The following is a 17,984-nucleotide window of genomic DNA, read 5'->3' on the forward strand; positions in this document are numbered from 1 at the left end:
GGCGCTCTTATTCCAATGGTGATAAGAGCGCCCAAGCGCAACAACGTGCCTAATTTTTTAGAATAACTTTTTAACTTTGTCGATCGTCTGCTGCCAAAAATTACTTGTCTGGGCGGTAGATGTTTGAGTTGGTTTTGGTTCGTTAAGATAACGGTAGTATTCCCAAATTTCTTGATAGGGTGCACCTGGTTTCATGGCAATACCAGCCCAATGGACATATTGTAGTCGTTTTTCCCCATCATAAAGGGCACGATCTTTTTCTTGAAAATGTTTTGAACCTGCCCAACTTCCAGCCCCTCCACCAGGAATTTTCACGAGGTTAAGTCGTTTGGGAATTGCTTTGAGAATTATATAATTAAGAATTGGTTGATCTGTAACTTGTCGAGAAAAGTCAAAGTATTCCCGATGTTGGGAACATTCCCGCAACAATTCATACATCTGAGTTTCGGAAATTGCGCCTTTTTTGGATGCCCAAAAGCCACTATTGAAAACATCGCTTAACTGTTCTTCGGTAAATATTTCCTTTTCTTTTATGTCGGGTGCAAAAATATCTTGCAGTCCTCTACCTGCGTGGTGATAGTCACAGCAAATAAAGCCATATTCTGACAAGTAATCTAATAGGTTAGCGATTTTCTCAAATACAATAATGTCTGTATCAATGTAGAGAAATTCATCTAAGGGGCCAAACCATGCTACTAATTTTCGCATTTTGTTGGGTAGGGCGAGAAAGTCGCGATCGAAAATCTCACCAATTTTATTAGTAAATTGATTGAGAAATTCTAGGTCGGGAAAAATTTGAACGTTATGTTTCTGGGTAAGCGTTGCTGCTAAATTTTGGTAATCGTCATTAAAGGGAATTAAAAATACTGGCACTTCGGGATCGTAGTAGCGGATGCTGTTTAAAAGTGCGATCGCATTTTCCCCTACTTTCTCATTTGCCACAATATAAATACCACGACTCATTTCTTTTTCCTCAACGTTTTAATCCCAATTTTCGCAAAACTTTTGTTGCTAAACTGGGTGGTGGATTATATGGTTTTGGTTTACCTGTAAATTTTGGCTGCAATTCTTGTTCGTGCAAATAGCGATAATGCAAGAACAAATCTCGATAGGGAAAATCAATATTTTCTCCTTCACAAAGTCTGTTAAATAGTTTAGAAGATAACCCAATGTAATGTAAGTAAATTAACCTCTTTCCTTTATCGTACAACACATTATGTCGTGCCTCGAAGTGAGGAGAAGTTACACAACATCCTGTTACTTCATCTGCCGACAATTGACGCGAAAAATTATAGCAAGAAATCCCAGATTTCATAACCATGTAATTGAGGATTGTTTGATCTGGCCCATTTTGATATAATATTTCTGCATCACCTTCTTGCAACTTCGATAAAAGGTAATTTCTCCTTTCTTCGTCAAAGACTCCCTTTTTAGAAGCGTACAACCCAGCGCAAAATATTTCTGAATCAATCCGTTGTTTATCAAATACCTTTAACAATTTTTCAGAATTTACGTTGTATACGTGAGTAGGGTCTTTGTATTGAAAATCATAAACTACAAAGTCATAATCATTTAAACGCTGAAAGATTGGTTCTAATGAATTTAGCACCAAAATATCAGCATCCAAGTAAATAAACCGTTCAAATGGGCCATCAAACCCGCCAAAGCGTCGGTGCATTCCCATCCGGTACACACCTGTATGACCTCTTTCTTGCCAAATATTAAAAGCATTTGGATGAGCTTTCCAAATTTCTGTGGCGAAATTTTCCCAACGATCGATCCAAGCTTTATCTTCTAATAATTTAACATTTTTTCTCGCTGCAACTTCTTGACGAACTTGTTCTAGGCGATCGTCATAAGGAATTACACAAACTGGATATTCTTTACCTGCATTTACTTCGATACTGTTCAGTAAGGCTACCAGTTGGTTGTACACCACATCGTTAGCTAATATGTAAATACCATCGGTCATTGGAGTCTCCAAAAATTTAATGAATCAGGAGAAGTTTTTTGTGAAATTGGATAGCCATTCCAATAAATTTAGTTTGTGAAGAACGATTTGCCTTGCTTGTGCGATCGCATCTTTAGCAGCATACCAAGCATCTGGTGTAGCAGTTACTTCTTTAATATAGGCTACTCCCTTTTCATCTAAACTGGGTAGTCTGAGAAAACTACCAGGAGGCAACAACTTATCTGCTGCTGAACCCCCATAATAAATTGGCAAGCACCAAGCTAATAAAGCATCCCACATTTTTTCGCTAATATACCAATCATTATCAGCGTAGTTCTCGATCGCCAAACTATAGTAATAAGGTGCCATCCCATACCATTTATTATTAAGTTCCCCAGCAGCTTTAGCCCAGTCTGGTAAACCTCGACCATATAAATCGAACTTAATTTCGCTTGATTTTAGCGATCGCAAAAATTCCAATCGCTGACGATGATTAGCAGTACGACTAATACCAGAAGTTATCCAGCTACAACTCTCTACCTTTTCTGGACAACCCATTTCATTTAACTCCCGAAAAGAATTAGAATGATACCAAATAGCAGGCATATAATCTGGGTTTGGTGCAGCATCATCTGGCGCAGAAATATGACCGCAGTAACTTTTTGCCCACTCATAAGAAGCCTTATTTCTCCCAACAACTTCCTCTAGGGGTGGTTCTCGCCAAAGAAAGACAACCTGTTCTTTTGGTACACCTCGAAGTAGTTGTCTCATTTCTTCTTCCGGGTAGTAAATATTGTAACTTTCCGGTTGGGAAAACCAAAACTTTTTGGTAGTTACCTTCCGCAAGCCAGCAAAATTATAAAGTAATAAAAAATCCGGTTTTTCCGCTTGGGCAAGCATTTGAATATTGCCCCAAATCCCAAAATTATGTGGAGTTTGCTGCCATAACCAATCAAGTTGATTCAAATTTGGATATGAACTCAACATCCCGACAATTTTTTTACCCATATATCTACCCTGCTTAAATAACTAAAATTACTAATTAACTAATTCTGGACGCATAGAATCTTCTACATAACTAAGAATTTTGGCGATTCTATTTTCACAGGAAAACTGGCGCACAAAATCCATGTTATCTGTGTAACCTTCTACTCGTCTGGGATGGGTTAATAAAACTTTTTCTAAGCATTGAGCAAATGCTTTCGGGTTGTCTGGTTCGCACCACCCAACCACAGCGGGAGAAGATTTAAACTCCATTAAAGGTTGAATTTCTGTTGCTGCAATGGGAGTGCCTGAAGCCATGTAATCAAATAACTTTAAAGGAGAGGTAAAACTCGCTTCTTTTCCAGCACAATGCGGGTGAGCTAAAACATCAGCTGCTTGTAGTAAACAAGACAATTCATTTTGCGGTAAATAACCTAAAAATGTCACATTTTGCAGTTGTTTTTCTCTAGATATCTGTTGATAAGCTTGTATTTGTGACTCATTACCACCTGCCAAAACAAATTGAATTTGTGGTAATTCTTTAGCTACATCAATTAGCAAATCAACACCTTTAAACTTACTCAATGCACCAGAGTAAACTACTAATTTCTCCCTTCCATCACTTAGCAATTTTTTGCGCCAATCTGCTGCTGCTTCTGGTTGTCTTTTCAGGAAAATTTCATTAAACCCATTGTGTAGTTTAATTACTTTTTCCGGTGGCATACCATTTTCAATCATGCTATCTCGGACGGTATCAGCAACAGTTACAGAAATTTGAAATAGGGGATGATTGACAATTTCCGGTTCAAATTTTTTATCTTCATGGTGATGATGTTCGTATATTACCGGAATGCTATGTTTAATAGCTGTTTTGGCAAAGTTCCAATCTCTGGTATGGACAATTTTTGTCCGGGGTAATATGTGAACCGGAAAGTAGTATTTTGAGATTACTGTGCTGATATGAGTAAATTTTCCCCCAACTCGATCGAGCGGCCAAGGCGTAGGCAAAGCAGCTACTTTTAGTTGATCTTGAAGATTATAAAATCTGGCTAAATCTTCTTCAGGTGGTTGGGGATGAAAAGGATAAAACAGTTCCCCAATATTTGCTAAGTTGCTCTTTTGATGCAAATATACTAAAACTGCGGGATAACCCAAGTTAGCAGCTGCATTTGCCGAATGAGCAACTTGCACTAAATGAGCTTGAGGCTGGGGTAAGACATTTCTAGTAAAAAATATATAGTGCTTAGTCATTGGTCGTTTTTTATGCTTATTTTATTGGTAATTGGTTGCTATGCTCAAAGCGTTCCATGCTTTGTAGTAAACTCAAAGCTGATGTATATGATTCAGTGATTATTTCCTGTTGTTCTTCAGGAGTATCTACCAAATTATCAGCTAATATCCTCAAATTACCGATCAAACTATTCAGTTTAGTCCGCACGTCATAAGACAGTTGATGGCGAATTTCTTGATTACGGTCAAATACATTGTCAGAGGTTTCGGAGAATTGCAGCGAATAAAGTCTTGTATAGAAACCACCTTTATTTAAAAGTTCTTCATGACTACCAACTTCCACAACTCGACCTTGTTCTAGAACCGCAATTTGATCGGCTTTTTGGATAGTAGAAAGACGGTGAGCAATTACTAGGGTAGTCCGATCGCGACTAAGTTCATCTATTGCTTGTTGAACTAACCTTTCGGAAACTGTATCTAAGGCGCTGGTAGCTTCATCAAGGATTAAGATATCTGGGTTTTGTAACAGCGCACGAGCGATCGCCAATCTTTGTCGTTGTCCACCAGATAACATCACGCCGCGATCGCCAATAAAAGTTTCAAATCCTTGGGGTAATTTTTCAATAAATTCATAAGCATTTGCTCGTTTTGCCGCCTCAAAAATTTCCTGATCCGTCGCTTCAGGATGTCCGTAAGCAATGTTATTCCGCACCGTCTCATTAAAGAGAAATGTTTCTTGACTGACAATTCCCATTGCAGTTCTGAGGCTTTTTAAATTAAATTCCCGCAGATCAATTCCATCTATAGTAATAGCGCCAGAAGTAGGGTCATAAAATCTCGGTAAAAGATCTGCCAAAGTTGACTTACCAGCACCCGATCCCCCCACTAAAGCTAAAGTTGTCCCCCTTGGTAAATACAAATCCACTTCCTTGAGAGTTAATTTCTCATGATTGGGATAATTAAAAGTGACTTTATTGAAATGAATTCCTTGGCGTAATTGCTCAAATTTTTTCTCACCATTCTTCATGAATGGTTTATTATCACGCCGCAAGAACTCCTGTGCCATTTCCACGCTGGCATTACTACTGGCAAGTTGACTCCTAGCATTATTTAACTGACCAATAAAAGGCAGTAATCGAAAAAGTACCAATAAATAAGTCAGCAATATAGCTGAAAATGATTGGACTTGAGAACTTAAGAAAAAGCGACCTAAAATCACAATTCCCATTACTACTAAAATGCCAGCCACTTCACTAACCGGACCAATTGCTGCACCTACTACTTGTGTTTGGAAATCAGCCTTTTCGCGATCGCGAATTAACTTATGCAAACGGTCATACTCAACTTCTTCATTCCCAACAGACTTAACTAATCTAATCCCACTGAGGACTTCTAACACTCTTACTGAATAAGCTCTCGACATTTCTGATAGCGCTTTGCCAAAGACTCTAGAGCGGGCAATTGAATATTGATTAACTAATGCCACTAAACTCATCAATATTGTTGTTGCCACTGTCAGTTGCCAAGAAATTGCTATTAGTAATCCCGTAAATACTAGAATTGTAATTGCAATACTTATGATTCTAATTACTGTACCAATTGTCCCAGCAGCACGACCAATTTCTGCCCCCAAACGATTGAGTAAATCTCCCACTTTCATTTGGGAGTAATAACTTAAATCAACTTCTAATAATAACGCTATTCCTTCTTCTCGCAGGTCTGAAGTTAGTTTTCGCATCAAAGAACTTGATACTAAACTACTGCCATAGCTAGCAATATTCTTTAAAACAATTGCTAATAAAATTACTAATGCCATTATTCCTAGCCGATACTGTACTGGCACACCAGAGAAGGGTGAAATTAGCTTTTGGATCAGTGGTGGCGCACCTTTAACAGCTATGCTCTGCCCTAAAAAATTTAATAGTACTGGCACAATTAGAGTAGTACTCACACCATTAAATAAAGCACCTGAAAACCCCAGTATGATTGTCATCAAAATCCAAACTGGATAACGACGGGCAAATTTTAATAGAAATGTATTGGAAGTCATTTAGCGCTCCCTAGTATATATTGATTAAGCCTTACTCACTAAAAACAAAACATTTTTAGTAAATTTTGGATCGTTTCGGCTCCAAGCCTTGAATGATTTCTGCAAGTATAGCTGACATTGCATCTATACTGTAGTACTTCACGCATCTTTCTCTTGCTTGCTTTCCTTTTTCTTGCGCTTCTTCCAAATTTTGGAATAGCCACTCAATTTTCTCTGCTAATTGCTCTGGTGAACTAGGTTCTACAAGATACCCTGTTCCTCCCAGTATGGACGGTATATCTCCTACTTTAGTTGCTAAAACTGGCTTTGCCATTGCCATACCATCAGTTATTTTTAAAGGAAATTGCGCTTGAGTAGCTGGAGTATCGCGTTGTGGAACAATTACAATGTGAGCAGCAGCTACCACTTCCGGCATCAGATTTACAGGATACTTCGACAACTTAATAATCCTATTTCCCCATTTTTGCATGAGTTTATCATCATAATCATCATAGGGGCTGCCACCAACAATCACTAATTTTAAGTCTGGTTGATTCAGTTTATCCAAAGCCACTAAAACATCTTCCAAACCCTTGTAAGGACGTGGTGCTCCTGGAAACATCAGCACTCGGTATCCATCTAAGCCATAGCGATTTCTGCACTCTTTATCATCATAGTTCTTAGGATCGAATAATACAGTATCTTTGCCATTGGGAACAAATGCTCCACCAAAACGTTTTTGGAGAAAATGAGTGTGTGTGGTTATAGCATTTGCTTGATTAATTAATCCCTCCATCCACTTTAAATATAATGGATGATTTGGATATCTTAAAGCGCCATCTTTTTTCAGAATATCTCTAGCTAATTGCTTTAATGTAGGGCGATATTGCCACTCATCTCCACCATGCCAACTGAGTTCCCAGTCATCAATATCTAAAATTACAGGTCGCTGAGTATATAATCTATTGAGCAGAGCTATTCCAAAACTAGCTAGTTGAGGTTTCACTGCATAAATCAAATCTCCTTTAATTGCTTTCATTACTTCGCCAATAGGCTGAAAAAATCCTGGATAGTCAGTTAATTTGATAGCAATAATTTTTACATCATTGGGAATTTCTTTGTAAAATTCCTGAGCTAAAATAAATCCTACTATCTCAACTTCGTATCCTGCCTGTAATAAGGATTTTGCTAGCAAGTAAGCGCGGATTAAACCAGCACTTGCTAAATCACCAACTAGTATCGTTATCTTGGAAAAAGTTTTCATTTAGGTCTTATGCCAATCACCTCATAGTTTAACCTATCTGCTACGCCAGGGATTTTTTACCTGGTTAGGTAGGAATAAGGTGGCTAATTTATCAAAAACTCTCGTGGAAAAAGAACGAGTTATATCCTTAGCATATTGAGGACGATAAGGATAAGTACAGTGTAAAACTTTGACTGGTTCATTAATATTGTAATTGCTCTTCCATTTGTCCAGATAGTTATAAATAGGTGAGAGAATCTTCATCTGTGGTTTTACAGTTTCGATCGCAGCAGCGAAAGCACCTTGATCTTTTAACAACAGCACATCTTGATTGTTTCTCACTATGTCAAAATACATTCCCCACTTCTGGAAAAATTCTTGAGTTTTGGCGCTCTTTTTAAATCCCAAAAATCCTCCATTATATTGGACGCTATTTTCGTTAAGTGGTAATCCGACAGATTGAAGAGTTGGTAATATCTCTTGCTTAACTCTTAGCAAGTTGGAAGCTTTAACAATTGACGGCTGAACATCTTCGGTTACTAGAAAATCTGCTGCATCTAAGAAATCAAAAACTTCATCAATTTTTGAGAGTAAACAAATATCACAATCTAGATATATTGTTTTCTCAAAAGGTGATTTTTCATATAAAGCTAACTTAGCTAATCGAGATGCTAATACTGGATTTTCGCTGGCTGGTGCAGGTATTAATGTTACATTTCCAGGAGCTTTAAGCAAAGGGTGTAAAATTGGCGGAACGCGATCGATCAAAATGGCAATTGGTTCCTCATGGAATTTCCTCACGGAAGCTAAAAAGTGGATGCAGTCTTGAAAAGAGTAAAGACCTGTCAAAATTGTGATAAAACCTTTCGTTGCTGATTTCATGTTTGTTTTTCCTTAAGCATCTGATTTGAGTAAAAGTGCATCATCTAATCGATCGAGAATTTTTCTATCTACTTCTAGCTCAAATTTTCTCGCAAAATGGTAATTACCATTAGTGATAGTCTCATAATCGTCAATTGTTAAAATTCTTGGAGAACCGCGAAAAGCTGATGAATAATCTATGTAACGTTTATCATCATTAACTAGCTTAAATTTTTTGCTATTGACCAGAATAGTTTGGACAAAAGACTCCTCTGGTACTACCGTTTTTTTATAGTAATCAACTATTTTTGGGTTGTTTTTAACAAACTCTCTGATATATTCTACGCAGTTTCTAGAAAGAGTGTACCACGCCCAACCTCCATAACAAATAAACTCCTTGTTAAAGGGAACTGACCGACTCGGTAGCCCCAGCAATGGCCCGTAAGTTAAATAAAATTGCAGAGGAGTGTATTTTTTAATAATCTTTAGTTTCTGTAATGTTTTCAAGAAACTGTATGCTTTGCGTCCGGGAACTCGCCAATACTGACAATAATAACGCTTAAATCCTTTTTCTTTATTCCAAGGAATGTCTTTTCCAAAAACGTCCCAATAGCGAATAAAACCATCACTATCCGTTTTGGCGAGAAAGTCTTCAATTTCTGAAATTGGCTGGGTTGGGTAGTCTTGACCTGTGAGATTAATCAGCCAATCAAATTCACAATTATTTTCAAATAACCAATTGATAGCATTTAAATAGGGTTGAACTTGGCAAGAAAAGTTTCCTCTAACTAAAGTTTCTTGATTCGTGAGTAGATGAACATTTGATAAATCTTCAATAGGACTCAGATCTAAAGGGCTACTACGGAAATTATGATTCAGCAGGATTATAGAATTAGGGCTTGATTGTTTAATCGTGCGAACTAATCGATAAATCTGCTCTGGACATTTGTGAGTCTGGATAAAGTAACAAACTTTCATACCTTTTTTCTACTCCTAGTTTATTCAATCTACTTAATTTGAATTGCCTATTTTATGGGTAATAACCAGCTATTTTGCAGTCCTAAAAAGTTTTTGGATGCGAAGTTTTAAGCTGTTTAGTTTCAAGTTTAGATATCGATAAAACAAAAATGTTTGCTGATACCATTTCCCAGCTTTAGACCAACGGTAATAGGCGGGAGTAGCTACCTCTGTTAAGAAATAACGCCACCGGGAAACGATGCTGGGATTTCCCATTTCTTTTCCCCTAATTCTGCCGTTTTCTACCATTGCTTGACGCAAGTTGCGATCGTCACGTAAGCGACAAAGAGCGTTAATTGTCTCTTCGACTGAGGCTACTTCTATATAATCAAGTTCGCTGCGGCGTTCTTTGCGGTATGCAGTTTCACAGCCAAGAATTGCGGGAACATCAGCTAACCAAGCGTTAATTAGCTTTGAGGGAGGTTTGCTATCAAATGTATTACCATCAAAGCTACGTACAGCAACGATCGCATCTGTTTCACTATAGTCATGCCAGCTATTTGGTTCCACTATTTGCCAGCGCAAACCTAATTTATGAAGTTTTTCTTCCCATTCTGGTTTTTGCAATTCAGGTGCTAAAGTTCCTGTAACACCGAAAAAGCCAATATTTTCAAAGCGATCGCCACGAGTCGGATCGCGAGGAATTAACCCACTTTGCACCCATAACCTGATAGTGTAGCTCTGCCATAATTTTGGCGATCGCTTCAACATTTCATCTTGAGGATTTTGCACAATTTGCACTTGAGAATATGGGTGCGGATCGCGGTCTACTTTAATACAAACTATCAGCAACTTTGGCGAAGGTCGTAAGTTATCAGAAAAAAAATCTTTATGCGCGACAACAATTCCTTCAGCAGGTATATGATTTATCAATTCACAGGGAAATCCATCGGCTTTTAAATGAAGATAAGTTAGTAAAGTCCAGTCATACTTACCTCTGCCATATCTACTACCCCAAGAACTCATCCACTGTCCATATTCTTCGGGACTGTTTGTTACATATCCCATAGGCCATTGCTTTTCGGGAATGTAAAAATAAATTGGTGGTAATTTGTCAGTCATATTGATTAGCAATTGTTAGCAATTTGTTTTAAATTTCCTCAATTTTTCCATTCCCAAAAACTTTGACTCCAATCTTCTCGGTAGTGAAAAACTCCTTGCCATTCATAAAAATGTACAAATTCAGGCAATTTTGGCTCCTGATTTACATCTCTGATTTTATAGAGAGGTCGATCGCCATAAAAAGATGCCCACATTGTATAACTGCTTGGTGGCCCTACAATATAATCACATTCAGCTAAGGCATACATATCTTCAATAATTTGATTATTGGCAAAAAAGTAATTCAAACCCTGGAATAATTTGGGATCTGATTCTCCATTTGTACAAATTAGAAATCCGACTTTTTGATTAGGAAAAAGCTGTTCTACCGATTTCATTACTTTCACATAGTCTTCACTAGAGTAAAAGTATTTGCCATTTTGATGTGTGGCGTAATCTCCATGTCGAATATGTACTCCCACGAGAATATCAACCTGGTTTCTTATACTTGATATTAGTTTACCCACATTGAGTCTGTACTTTTCTAACGGAGTAAAGTATTTTCTAATTGCTGTTGAATGTTTTTGTAATAAAGCAGTATCTTTAACAAACCATCCATCTCTTAACAGCCATCCTTGCATAAAAGCGATCGCACTTGTTTGCAATTCCTCAGTAAATTTAGAATCACTCCAATTAAAAGGCTTTTCTCTAGTTAAGTTAACAGTTTTAAAAATTCCACTCTCGGCTAAACGTCGATTAAATTGATAATATTTACTTCGCGCAAACTTACTTACCTTTATTGGCAATCTTACAGGCGGATAAGCACAAAACAAGTCACGAGAAGTTGATTGGAAAAACTCAGCATACTCTTCAAAAGCTGGGTTTAACACCTTAATTTTATTCTCTATAGCAAAGGCAATACAATTAGCAAAAAGCAATAATCTGTTACCCAATTGTCCAGACTTTGCAGATATTATTATCATCTATCTTAACCTCAAACTTATTGTTGATTAGTGAAATGTAGAAGCAACCATAATTAAAAACTTTTGTCAGACAGTTAACTAACCGTCTGACAAATATTCCCGATCATGCGTGACGTTTTTGATGCCAATTCCAGGCATGGGTTATGATATCTTTGATATCGCCATATTGAGGTTGCCAACCTAAAATTACCCGGGCTTTTTCGCTGCTTCCAACTAACATTGGCGGATCTCCGGGACGACGATCGCACTCTACAGCCTTAATCTCTTTCCCTGTGACTTCTCTAGCAGCGTCGATCGCTTCTTTCACGGAAAACCCACTGCCATTACCCAAGTTAAATATGTTAGAATCTCCACCATTCAACAGATATTCTAAACCCAAAACATGAGCATCTGCTAAATCACAAACGTGGATATAATCCCGAATACAAGTGCCATCAGGAGTGGGATAATCTGTGCCAAAAATTGAAACTGATTCCCGCTTACCTAAAGCTACCATTAAAACTAAAGGTAACAAGTGAGTTTCGGGGTTATGATCTTCACCTAACAAACCATTAGGATCGGCACCAGCGGCATTAAAGTAACGGAAGGAGACGGATTTAAAATCATAAGCAACATCGAAATCCGCTAATATCCGTTCTACCATTAACTTACTTGCACCGTAAGGGTTAATCGGATCTTGGGGATGATCTTCGGGAATCGGAATTGTTTTGGGAACACCATAAGTAGCGCAAGTAGAAGAAAACACAAATTTCTTCACGTTAGCTGCTACCATTGCTTCTAAAAGTGTCAGAGTTCCTACTACGTTGTTGCGATAATATTTTGCCGGATCGGTTACAGATTCACCTACATAAGCATAAGCAGCAAAGTGCATGACTGCGGCGATATTTCGACTAGAGAATAAGTTATCTAGTAAAGCGCGATCGCCAGTATCACCAACGATTAACTCTACCTTTAACGCATTCTCTACAATATCTCGATGTCCATAAACTAAATTATCCAAAATCACCACATCATAGCCTGATTTTTGGAGTGCTTGGACTGCGTGGGAACCGATGTATCCGGCACCACCTGTAACTAAAATAGTAGGTTTGGTTTGTGACATTTTTCCTGAATGTAACTAATCTATTAATTTCAACCGACCAGCTTGTAAATAATCAAAGATGTGATTAATTTGACGGCGGTCTTCTTCCGTAATTTGTTTGTCTGAAAGTATAGCTGAGGTAAGCTGCATATACTCTTCTCGACTAACTTGCCCCGAAATTAAGATCTGGTCGATTATTTGCTTAACATTAACAGCAGACTTGCCCTGGAAGTTCCCTCTCATGTATGAAATTGACCTCTTTTATAGTTTGCCCATGTCTTGGCAGTAAACTACCACTAAGGCCAACAAAATATTTACAGCCGATCGATTACTAAAGCAATCATACTGCTTTTTCTTGTTGTGGCGAATTAGCTGCGTTCATCTTACTTACTACTGAGGTACCTTGGTATGCAGGTTCACCGACTCTCTGCACTATCGGACAATTACATCTTTTTATTACACGATCGCGAAACGAATACTGCTGCTGCGATCGATCCAGCAGAAGCTTCCCCGGTATTGCGGGCACTGGAAACTCTGAATGCCAAGTTAGTTGCTATTTTTAATACTCACCACCATCACGATCACGTAGGGGGTAATCAGCAGTTAATGGCAAGTTTTCCCAATGTTTGTGTTTATGGAGGCGCAGAGGACAAAGGGAGAATTCCCGGACAACAGGTATTTTTAAAAGAAGGTGCTCAGGTTACTTTTGCCGATCGCCTAGCTTCTGTTATTTTTGTTCCCGGACATACTCGCGCCCACATTGCTTACTATTTTCCTCCAACTATGGAGGGGGAAACAGGAGAGTTGTTCTGCGGCGATACTTTGTTTGCTGGTGGTTGTGGCAGACTGTTTGAAGGTACACCCACACAAATGGTTGATTCTTTGGGGAAACTGCGGAATTTACCGGACAATACTAGAGTTTGGTGTGCTCATGAGTATACGCTGAAAAATCTCCAATTTGCTTTAACTGTAGATCGGACAAACTCGGAGTTGCAAGCTAGATATGATGAGGTGAGAACGGCTCGCGATCGCCATCAGCCAACTGTACCATCAATGTTAGGAACCGAAAAGCAAACTAATCCCTTTCTACGTTGGGATAATCCTAATTTACAATCAGCAGTGAAGAGTCAAGACCCGATACAAACCTTTGCCAAACTGCGGGGAATGAAAGATCACTTTTAAATTTAGTCAGATTTAGCGAAATGAGGAGATTGTCAGAAATTGCGATCGCTCCCCACATTTCGCTAATATTGTATGTTCGGATATATTTTACCCAGGCTCCACAGGAACGCTCATGAGCAAACGAGTTCAATTAGTTTTATTACAAGATGTCAACAAGCTGGGCAGATCTGGCGACGTTGTGGATGTAGCCCCCGGCTATGCGCGTAATTATCTCATTCCCAGGCAATTTGCGACTCACGTTACTCCCGGAATTCTCAAACAAGTAGAACGCCGCAGAGAACAAGAACGTCAACGCCTTGCGGAACTTAAGGAACAAGCATTGGCGATCAAAACTGCGATCGAAAGAGTCGGTAACTTTACCGTGCGGGAGCAGGCTGGGGAAGGAGATGCTATCTTTGGTAGTGTGACCAATAAGGAAGTTGCACAAATCATTCAGCAAGTTACTGGTCATGAAGTCGATCGTCGCGGTATTACTTTACCCGAAATTCGCAAAACTGGTACCTACAAAGCAGAAGTTAAGATCCACCCAGAAGTATCTGCCCAAATAGAGATTATAGTTCTTGGAACTGCAAGCTAATTTGGGGTTTGTCATTGGTCATTAGTCATTAGTCATTTGGATATTCTTTTGCTCAATGGCTAATGGCTGACTATATAATTAGCCAATATTTATTATGGTTGACTCTATTAATTTTCAGAGTGTTGGCGATCGCTTACCTCCGCAAAATATCGAAGCTGAAGAATCGATTTTAGGCGGTATTCTCATCGATCCCGAAGCAATTAACCGCGTTGCCGATCTGTTAACTTCCGAATCTTTTTCTTTAGAAGCCCATAAAATTATTTATCGCGCCACATCAACTTTACATAGTCAAGGTAAGCCAACTGATTTATTAACAGTAATGGCTTGGCTTGCCGATCATAAATTATTAGATAAAATTGGCGGTCAAAGTAAATTGGTGCAGTTGGTCGATCGCACCGTCAGCGCCGTTAACATTGACCAATATGCCAAACTAATAGTAGACAAATATCTTCGCCGCAAATTGATTCATGTCGGACATGAGATCGCTCAATTAGGTTACGATACAGCTAAAGAATTACCGATTATTCTTGATGAAGCCGAAGAAAAAGTTTTCGGCATTACCCAAGAAAGACCCCAACAAGGTTTAGTATCAATTTCGGAAACTTTAATTCATACATTTCAAGAATTAGAAATCCGAAATCAAGAATTAACTTTACCCGGACTAACTTGCGATTTTTATGATTTAGATGCCATGACAGGCGGTTTTCAGCGATCGGATTTAATCATTGTAGCTGGCAGACCCTCAATGGGAAAATGTTGTAGCGCCGACAGTGAAATACTTTTAGCCGATGGCAGAGTTGTCACAATTCAGGATATTTACAATACTCGCAATGCTAAATTATTAACATTGGGAAAAGATGGCAAATTTTACTTTACTCAACCATCCGCATTTGTAGATGATGGCATAAAACCTGTCTTTCGGGTAACAACTCGTTTAGGAAGATCTATTGAAACCACAATTACACATCCTTATCTAACAATAAATGGATGGTGTCCACTTGCAGAACTTAAACCAGGTGTAAAAATTGCTGTACCGCGACAGTTAAATGTTTTTGGTCAGGAAAGATTAAGCGAAGAAAAAATAAAATTATTGGCATATTTAATTGGAAATGCTCATGATAAAATTATACCAGGGATAGTTTTTCAATTAGAGCGATCGCAACTCGCCCTATTTTTAAACCGACTTTTTGCTACCGATGGATGGGCGACAGTTCTTGCTAGTGGTCAATCACAGTTAGGATACTGTACAGTCAGCGAAAAAATGGCTCGGCAAATTCAACATCTTCTGCTACGATTTGGAATCATAGCTACACTCAAAAAGCGTTCTGTTAAATATAAAGATAGTCGGAGACAAGCTTGGCAATTAGACATTACTGATGCCCAATCTATTAAAACTTTCATTGCCGAAATTAGTATTTTTGGTAAAGAAAAAGCACTTTTAAAAGTGCAGCAAGCTTTAGTTAGTAAGCGATATCAAACAAACAAAGATTTAATTCCTAAAGAAATTTGGCAACAAATAGCAGTAGCTAAAGGGAGTGAATCTTGGCAGCATTTAGCCCAACGTGCAGGAATCAAAGGTTATAGTAATATCCACGTTGGTAAAAGGGCTTTATCACGAGAAAAGCTTTTTAAGTTAGCATTAGCTTTAGAAAATTTGCCACTTCAACAGTTAGCAACCAGTGAAATTTATTGGGATGAAATAGTTTCTATTGAGTCAGTTGGCTACAAACAAGTATATGATTTAACTATTCCTGAAACTCACAACTTTTTAGCTAATGATATTTGCGTTCACAATACTAGCTTTGCTTTAGGAATAGCTTACCAAATTGCTCGGTTACATAAATTACCGATCGCAGTTTTCAGCCTAGAAATGTCAAAAGAGCAATTGGTACAAAGAATGTTATCTGGCGAAGCAGAAATTGAAAGTAACCGTTTGCGATCGGGTAGAATTAGTCAAAACGAATGGGACTTTTTAAATCGTGCATTAGGAGTATTAACCGAACTCCCAATTTACATTGACGACTCCGCCAACATTACAGTCACCGAAATGAAAAGTCAAGCCCGACGCTTGCAAGCAGAAATCGGCTCAGAATTAGGATTAATCTTAATAGATTACTTGCAATTAATGGAAGGAGGAGGCGATAATCGCGTCCAAGAATTATCGAAAATTACTAGAAGTTTAAAAGGTTTAGCCCGTGAATTAAACGTACCAGTAATCGCCCTATCTCAGCTAAGTCGGGGAGTAGAAGCCAGAACAAATAAACGCCCAATGATGGCAGATTTGAGAGAATCAGGATGTTTAACAGGTGATACTTTAGTTACATTAGCAGATAGTGGCGTTCAAGTACCAATTTGCAGCTTAGTCGGAAAATCTGGTTTTAATGTTTGGGCGCTTAATCAAACTACAATGAAATTAGAAAAGGCTATTGTCAGCAATGCCTTTTCCACAGGAATTAAACCAGTTTTAAAATTAACCACACGCTTAGGACGTACTATTAAAGCAACTGGGAATCATAAATTTTTGACAATTAACGGTTGGCAAAGATTAGACCAATTAGAAGTAGGTTCCCGTATTGCTTTACCTCGCTCTTTAGCAAGTCCATCTCAACAATTGATGACTAATTCTGAACTCGGATTACTCGGTCATTTAATAGGAGATGGTTGTACTTTACCAAATCACGCCATTCAATATACTACCAGAGAAGAAGATTTAGCAAACACAGTTGTTTCCTTAGCTATTGAAGTTTTCGGAGATTTAATTAAACCAAGAATTGTTAAAGAACGTAATTGGTATCAAGTCTATCTTGCCGCAAGTTATCATCTTACCCATAAAATTAGAAATCCCTTGGTTGAATGGCTAAATACTATGGGTGTTTTTGGTTTGAGGTCTTATGAAAAATTTATTCCTAATGAAGTTTTTGAACAACCTCAAACTGCTATTAGTATTTTCTTGCGTCATCTTTGGAGTACAGATGGTTGTATTAGACCAGTTCAAGGAAAGTCTAGTTATCCTAATGTTTACTATACTTCCAGCAGTGAGAGATTATCGCGAGATGTTCAGTCATTATTACTACGTCTTGGTATTAATGCTCGACTATCTGTAGTTCCACAACTCAATAAAGGAAGAGATCAATATCAAGTTTGGGTAACTGGTAGACCTGATTTAGAAAGCTTTGTTGAATTAGTGGGTGCTGTGGGAAAATACAAACAACAAAGTCTCAGAGAAATAGGCAACTATATTCAAGTACGTACAGCAAATACTAACAGAGATATTATTCCCAATGATATATGGAGAATGTATGCTGTCCCAGCTATGCAGCAGTATGGATTAACTACGAGACAGACACAGACTTTACTTGGAAATAAATATTGTGGAACTACCTTGTATAAGCAAAACTTGAGCCGTACAAGAGCAGATAAACTAGCTTTAATTGTTAAATCTGATGAGATTAAAAGATTAGCTACCAGCGATGTTTATTGGGATGAAATAATCTCTATAGAAGCAGATGGTGAGGCTGAAGTTTACGATTTAACGGTTCCTTATTTTCATAATTTCATTGCCAATAACATCGTAGTTCATAACTCAATTGAACAAGACGCAGATTTAGTAATCATGCTTTATCGTGATGAATACTATAACCCAGACACTCCTGACAGAGGCGTAGCAGAAATAATTATTACCAAACACCGCAACGGCCCAACAGGAGCAATCAAATTACTCTTCGATCCTCAATTTACCCGTTTCCGAAATATGGCATCCCCCCATCGAGGATAGGGGGCAGGGGGGCAGGGAAGAAATAAATTT

General features: G+C 38.2%; 14 protein-coding genes. 3 read left to right on the forward strand and 11 right to left on the reverse strand.

What is annotated here, in order from left to right; genetic code table 11:
• Window positions 1-57: 57 nt before the first annotated feature.
• The 11 genes from ACE1CI_RS22780 to galE form a co-directional block, all read right to left on the reverse strand.
• Window positions 58-963: an Npun_R2821/Npun_R2822 family protein gene (locus ACE1CI_RS22780; RefSeq protein ID WP_413265933.1), complete on the reverse strand. Its 906-nt coding sequence runs from the start codon at window positions 961-963 to the stop codon at window positions 58-60.
• A gap of 10 nt (window positions 964-973) precedes the next feature.
• On the reverse strand, window positions 974-1,972 hold the full coding sequence (locus tag ACE1CI_RS22785) for an Npun_R2821/Npun_R2822 family protein (protein ID WP_413265934.1): 999 nt from the start codon (window positions 1,970-1,972) through the stop codon (window positions 974-976).
• Window positions 1,973-1,996: 24 nt separating this feature from the next.
• Entirely contained in the window at window positions 1,997-2,959 is a 963-nt protein-coding gene (locus tag ACE1CI_RS22790) for a glycosyltransferase family 10 domain-containing protein (protein ID WP_413265935.1), read from the reverse strand.
• 30 nt (window positions 2,960-2,989) lie between these two features.
• Window positions 2,990-4,186, reverse strand: a complete 1,197-nt coding sequence (locus ACE1CI_RS22795) for a glycosyltransferase (protein WP_496615719.1) — start codon at window positions 4,184-4,186, stop codon at window positions 2,990-2,992.
• A gap of 16 nt (window positions 4,187-4,202) precedes the next feature.
• Window positions 4,203-6,215 (reverse strand): ABC transporter ATP-binding protein, encoded by a 2,013-nt coding sequence (locus ACE1CI_RS22800; RefSeq protein WP_413265937.1) that lies wholly within the window; start codon window positions 6,213-6,215, stop codon window positions 4,203-4,205.
• Window positions 6,216-6,270: 55 nt separating this feature from the next.
• Window positions 6,271-7,458 (reverse strand): glycosyltransferase family 4 protein, encoded by a 1,188-nt coding sequence (locus ACE1CI_RS22805; protein WP_413265938.1) that lies wholly within the window; start codon window positions 7,456-7,458, stop codon window positions 6,271-6,273.
• Window positions 7,459-7,491: 33 nt separating this feature from the next.
• Entirely contained in the window at window positions 7,492-8,319 is an 828-nt protein-coding gene (locus ACE1CI_RS22810; RefSeq protein WP_413265939.1) for a hypothetical protein, read from the reverse strand.
• Window positions 8,320-8,331: 12 nt separating this feature from the next.
• Complete coding sequence (locus ACE1CI_RS22815) at window positions 8,332-9,276, reverse strand: beta-1,6-N-acetylglucosaminyltransferase (protein ID WP_413265940.1); 945 nt, start codon at window positions 9,274-9,276, stop codon at window positions 8,332-8,334.
• A gap of 69 nt (window positions 9,277-9,345) precedes the next feature.
• Window positions 9,346-10,377, reverse strand: coding sequence for a hypothetical protein (locus ACE1CI_RS22820; RefSeq protein ID WP_413265941.1), 1,032 nt, complete (start codon window positions 10,375-10,377; stop codon window positions 9,346-9,348).
• Between the two features lie 38 nt (window positions 10,378-10,415).
• Window positions 10,416-11,339, reverse strand: a complete 924-nt coding sequence (locus ACE1CI_RS22825) for an alpha-1,2-fucosyltransferase (protein WP_413265942.1) — start codon at window positions 11,337-11,339, stop codon at window positions 10,416-10,418.
• A 103-nt stretch (window positions 11,340-11,442) separates the two neighbouring features.
• Window positions 11,443-12,441 carry a UDP-glucose 4-epimerase GalE gene (gene galE, locus ACE1CI_RS22830; RefSeq protein WP_413265943.1) on the reverse strand — a complete coding sequence of 333 codons (999 nt, stop codon included), beginning with the start codon at window positions 12,439-12,441 and terminating at the stop codon, window positions 11,443-11,445.
• A 387-nt stretch (window positions 12,442-12,828) separates the two neighbouring features.
• On the opposite strand from galE, the gene gloB reads away from it, so the two are divergent.
• The 3 genes from gloB to ACE1CI_RS22845 all read left to right on the forward strand — a co-directional run bounded on the left by gloB (window position 12,829) and on the right by ACE1CI_RS22845 (window position 17,954).
• Complete coding sequence (gloB, locus tag ACE1CI_RS22835) at window positions 12,829-13,602, forward strand: hydroxyacylglutathione hydrolase (protein WP_413265944.1); 774 nt, start codon at window positions 12,829-12,831, stop codon at window positions 13,600-13,602.
• 112 nt (window positions 13,603-13,714) lie between these two features.
• Complete coding sequence (gene rplI / locus ACE1CI_RS22840) at window positions 13,715-14,179, forward strand: 50S ribosomal protein L9 (RefSeq protein WP_413265945.1); 465 nt, start codon at window positions 13,715-13,717, stop codon at window positions 14,177-14,179.
• A 94-nt stretch (window positions 14,180-14,273) separates the two neighbouring features.
• A complete protein-coding gene (locus tag ACE1CI_RS22845; RefSeq protein WP_413265946.1) occupies window positions 14,274-17,954 on the forward strand; it encodes a replicative DNA helicase in 3,681 nt (1,226 codons plus the stop codon).
• Window positions 17,955-17,984 lie beyond the last annotated feature (30 nt).

Origin of the sequence: Floridaenema flaviceps BLCC-F50 (assembly GCF_041929275.2) — a bacterium.
In the GTDB taxonomy this organism is placed as follows: Bacteria; Cyanobacteriota; Cyanobacteriia; order Cyanobacteriales; family Aerosakkonemataceae; genus Floridanema; species Floridanema flaviceps.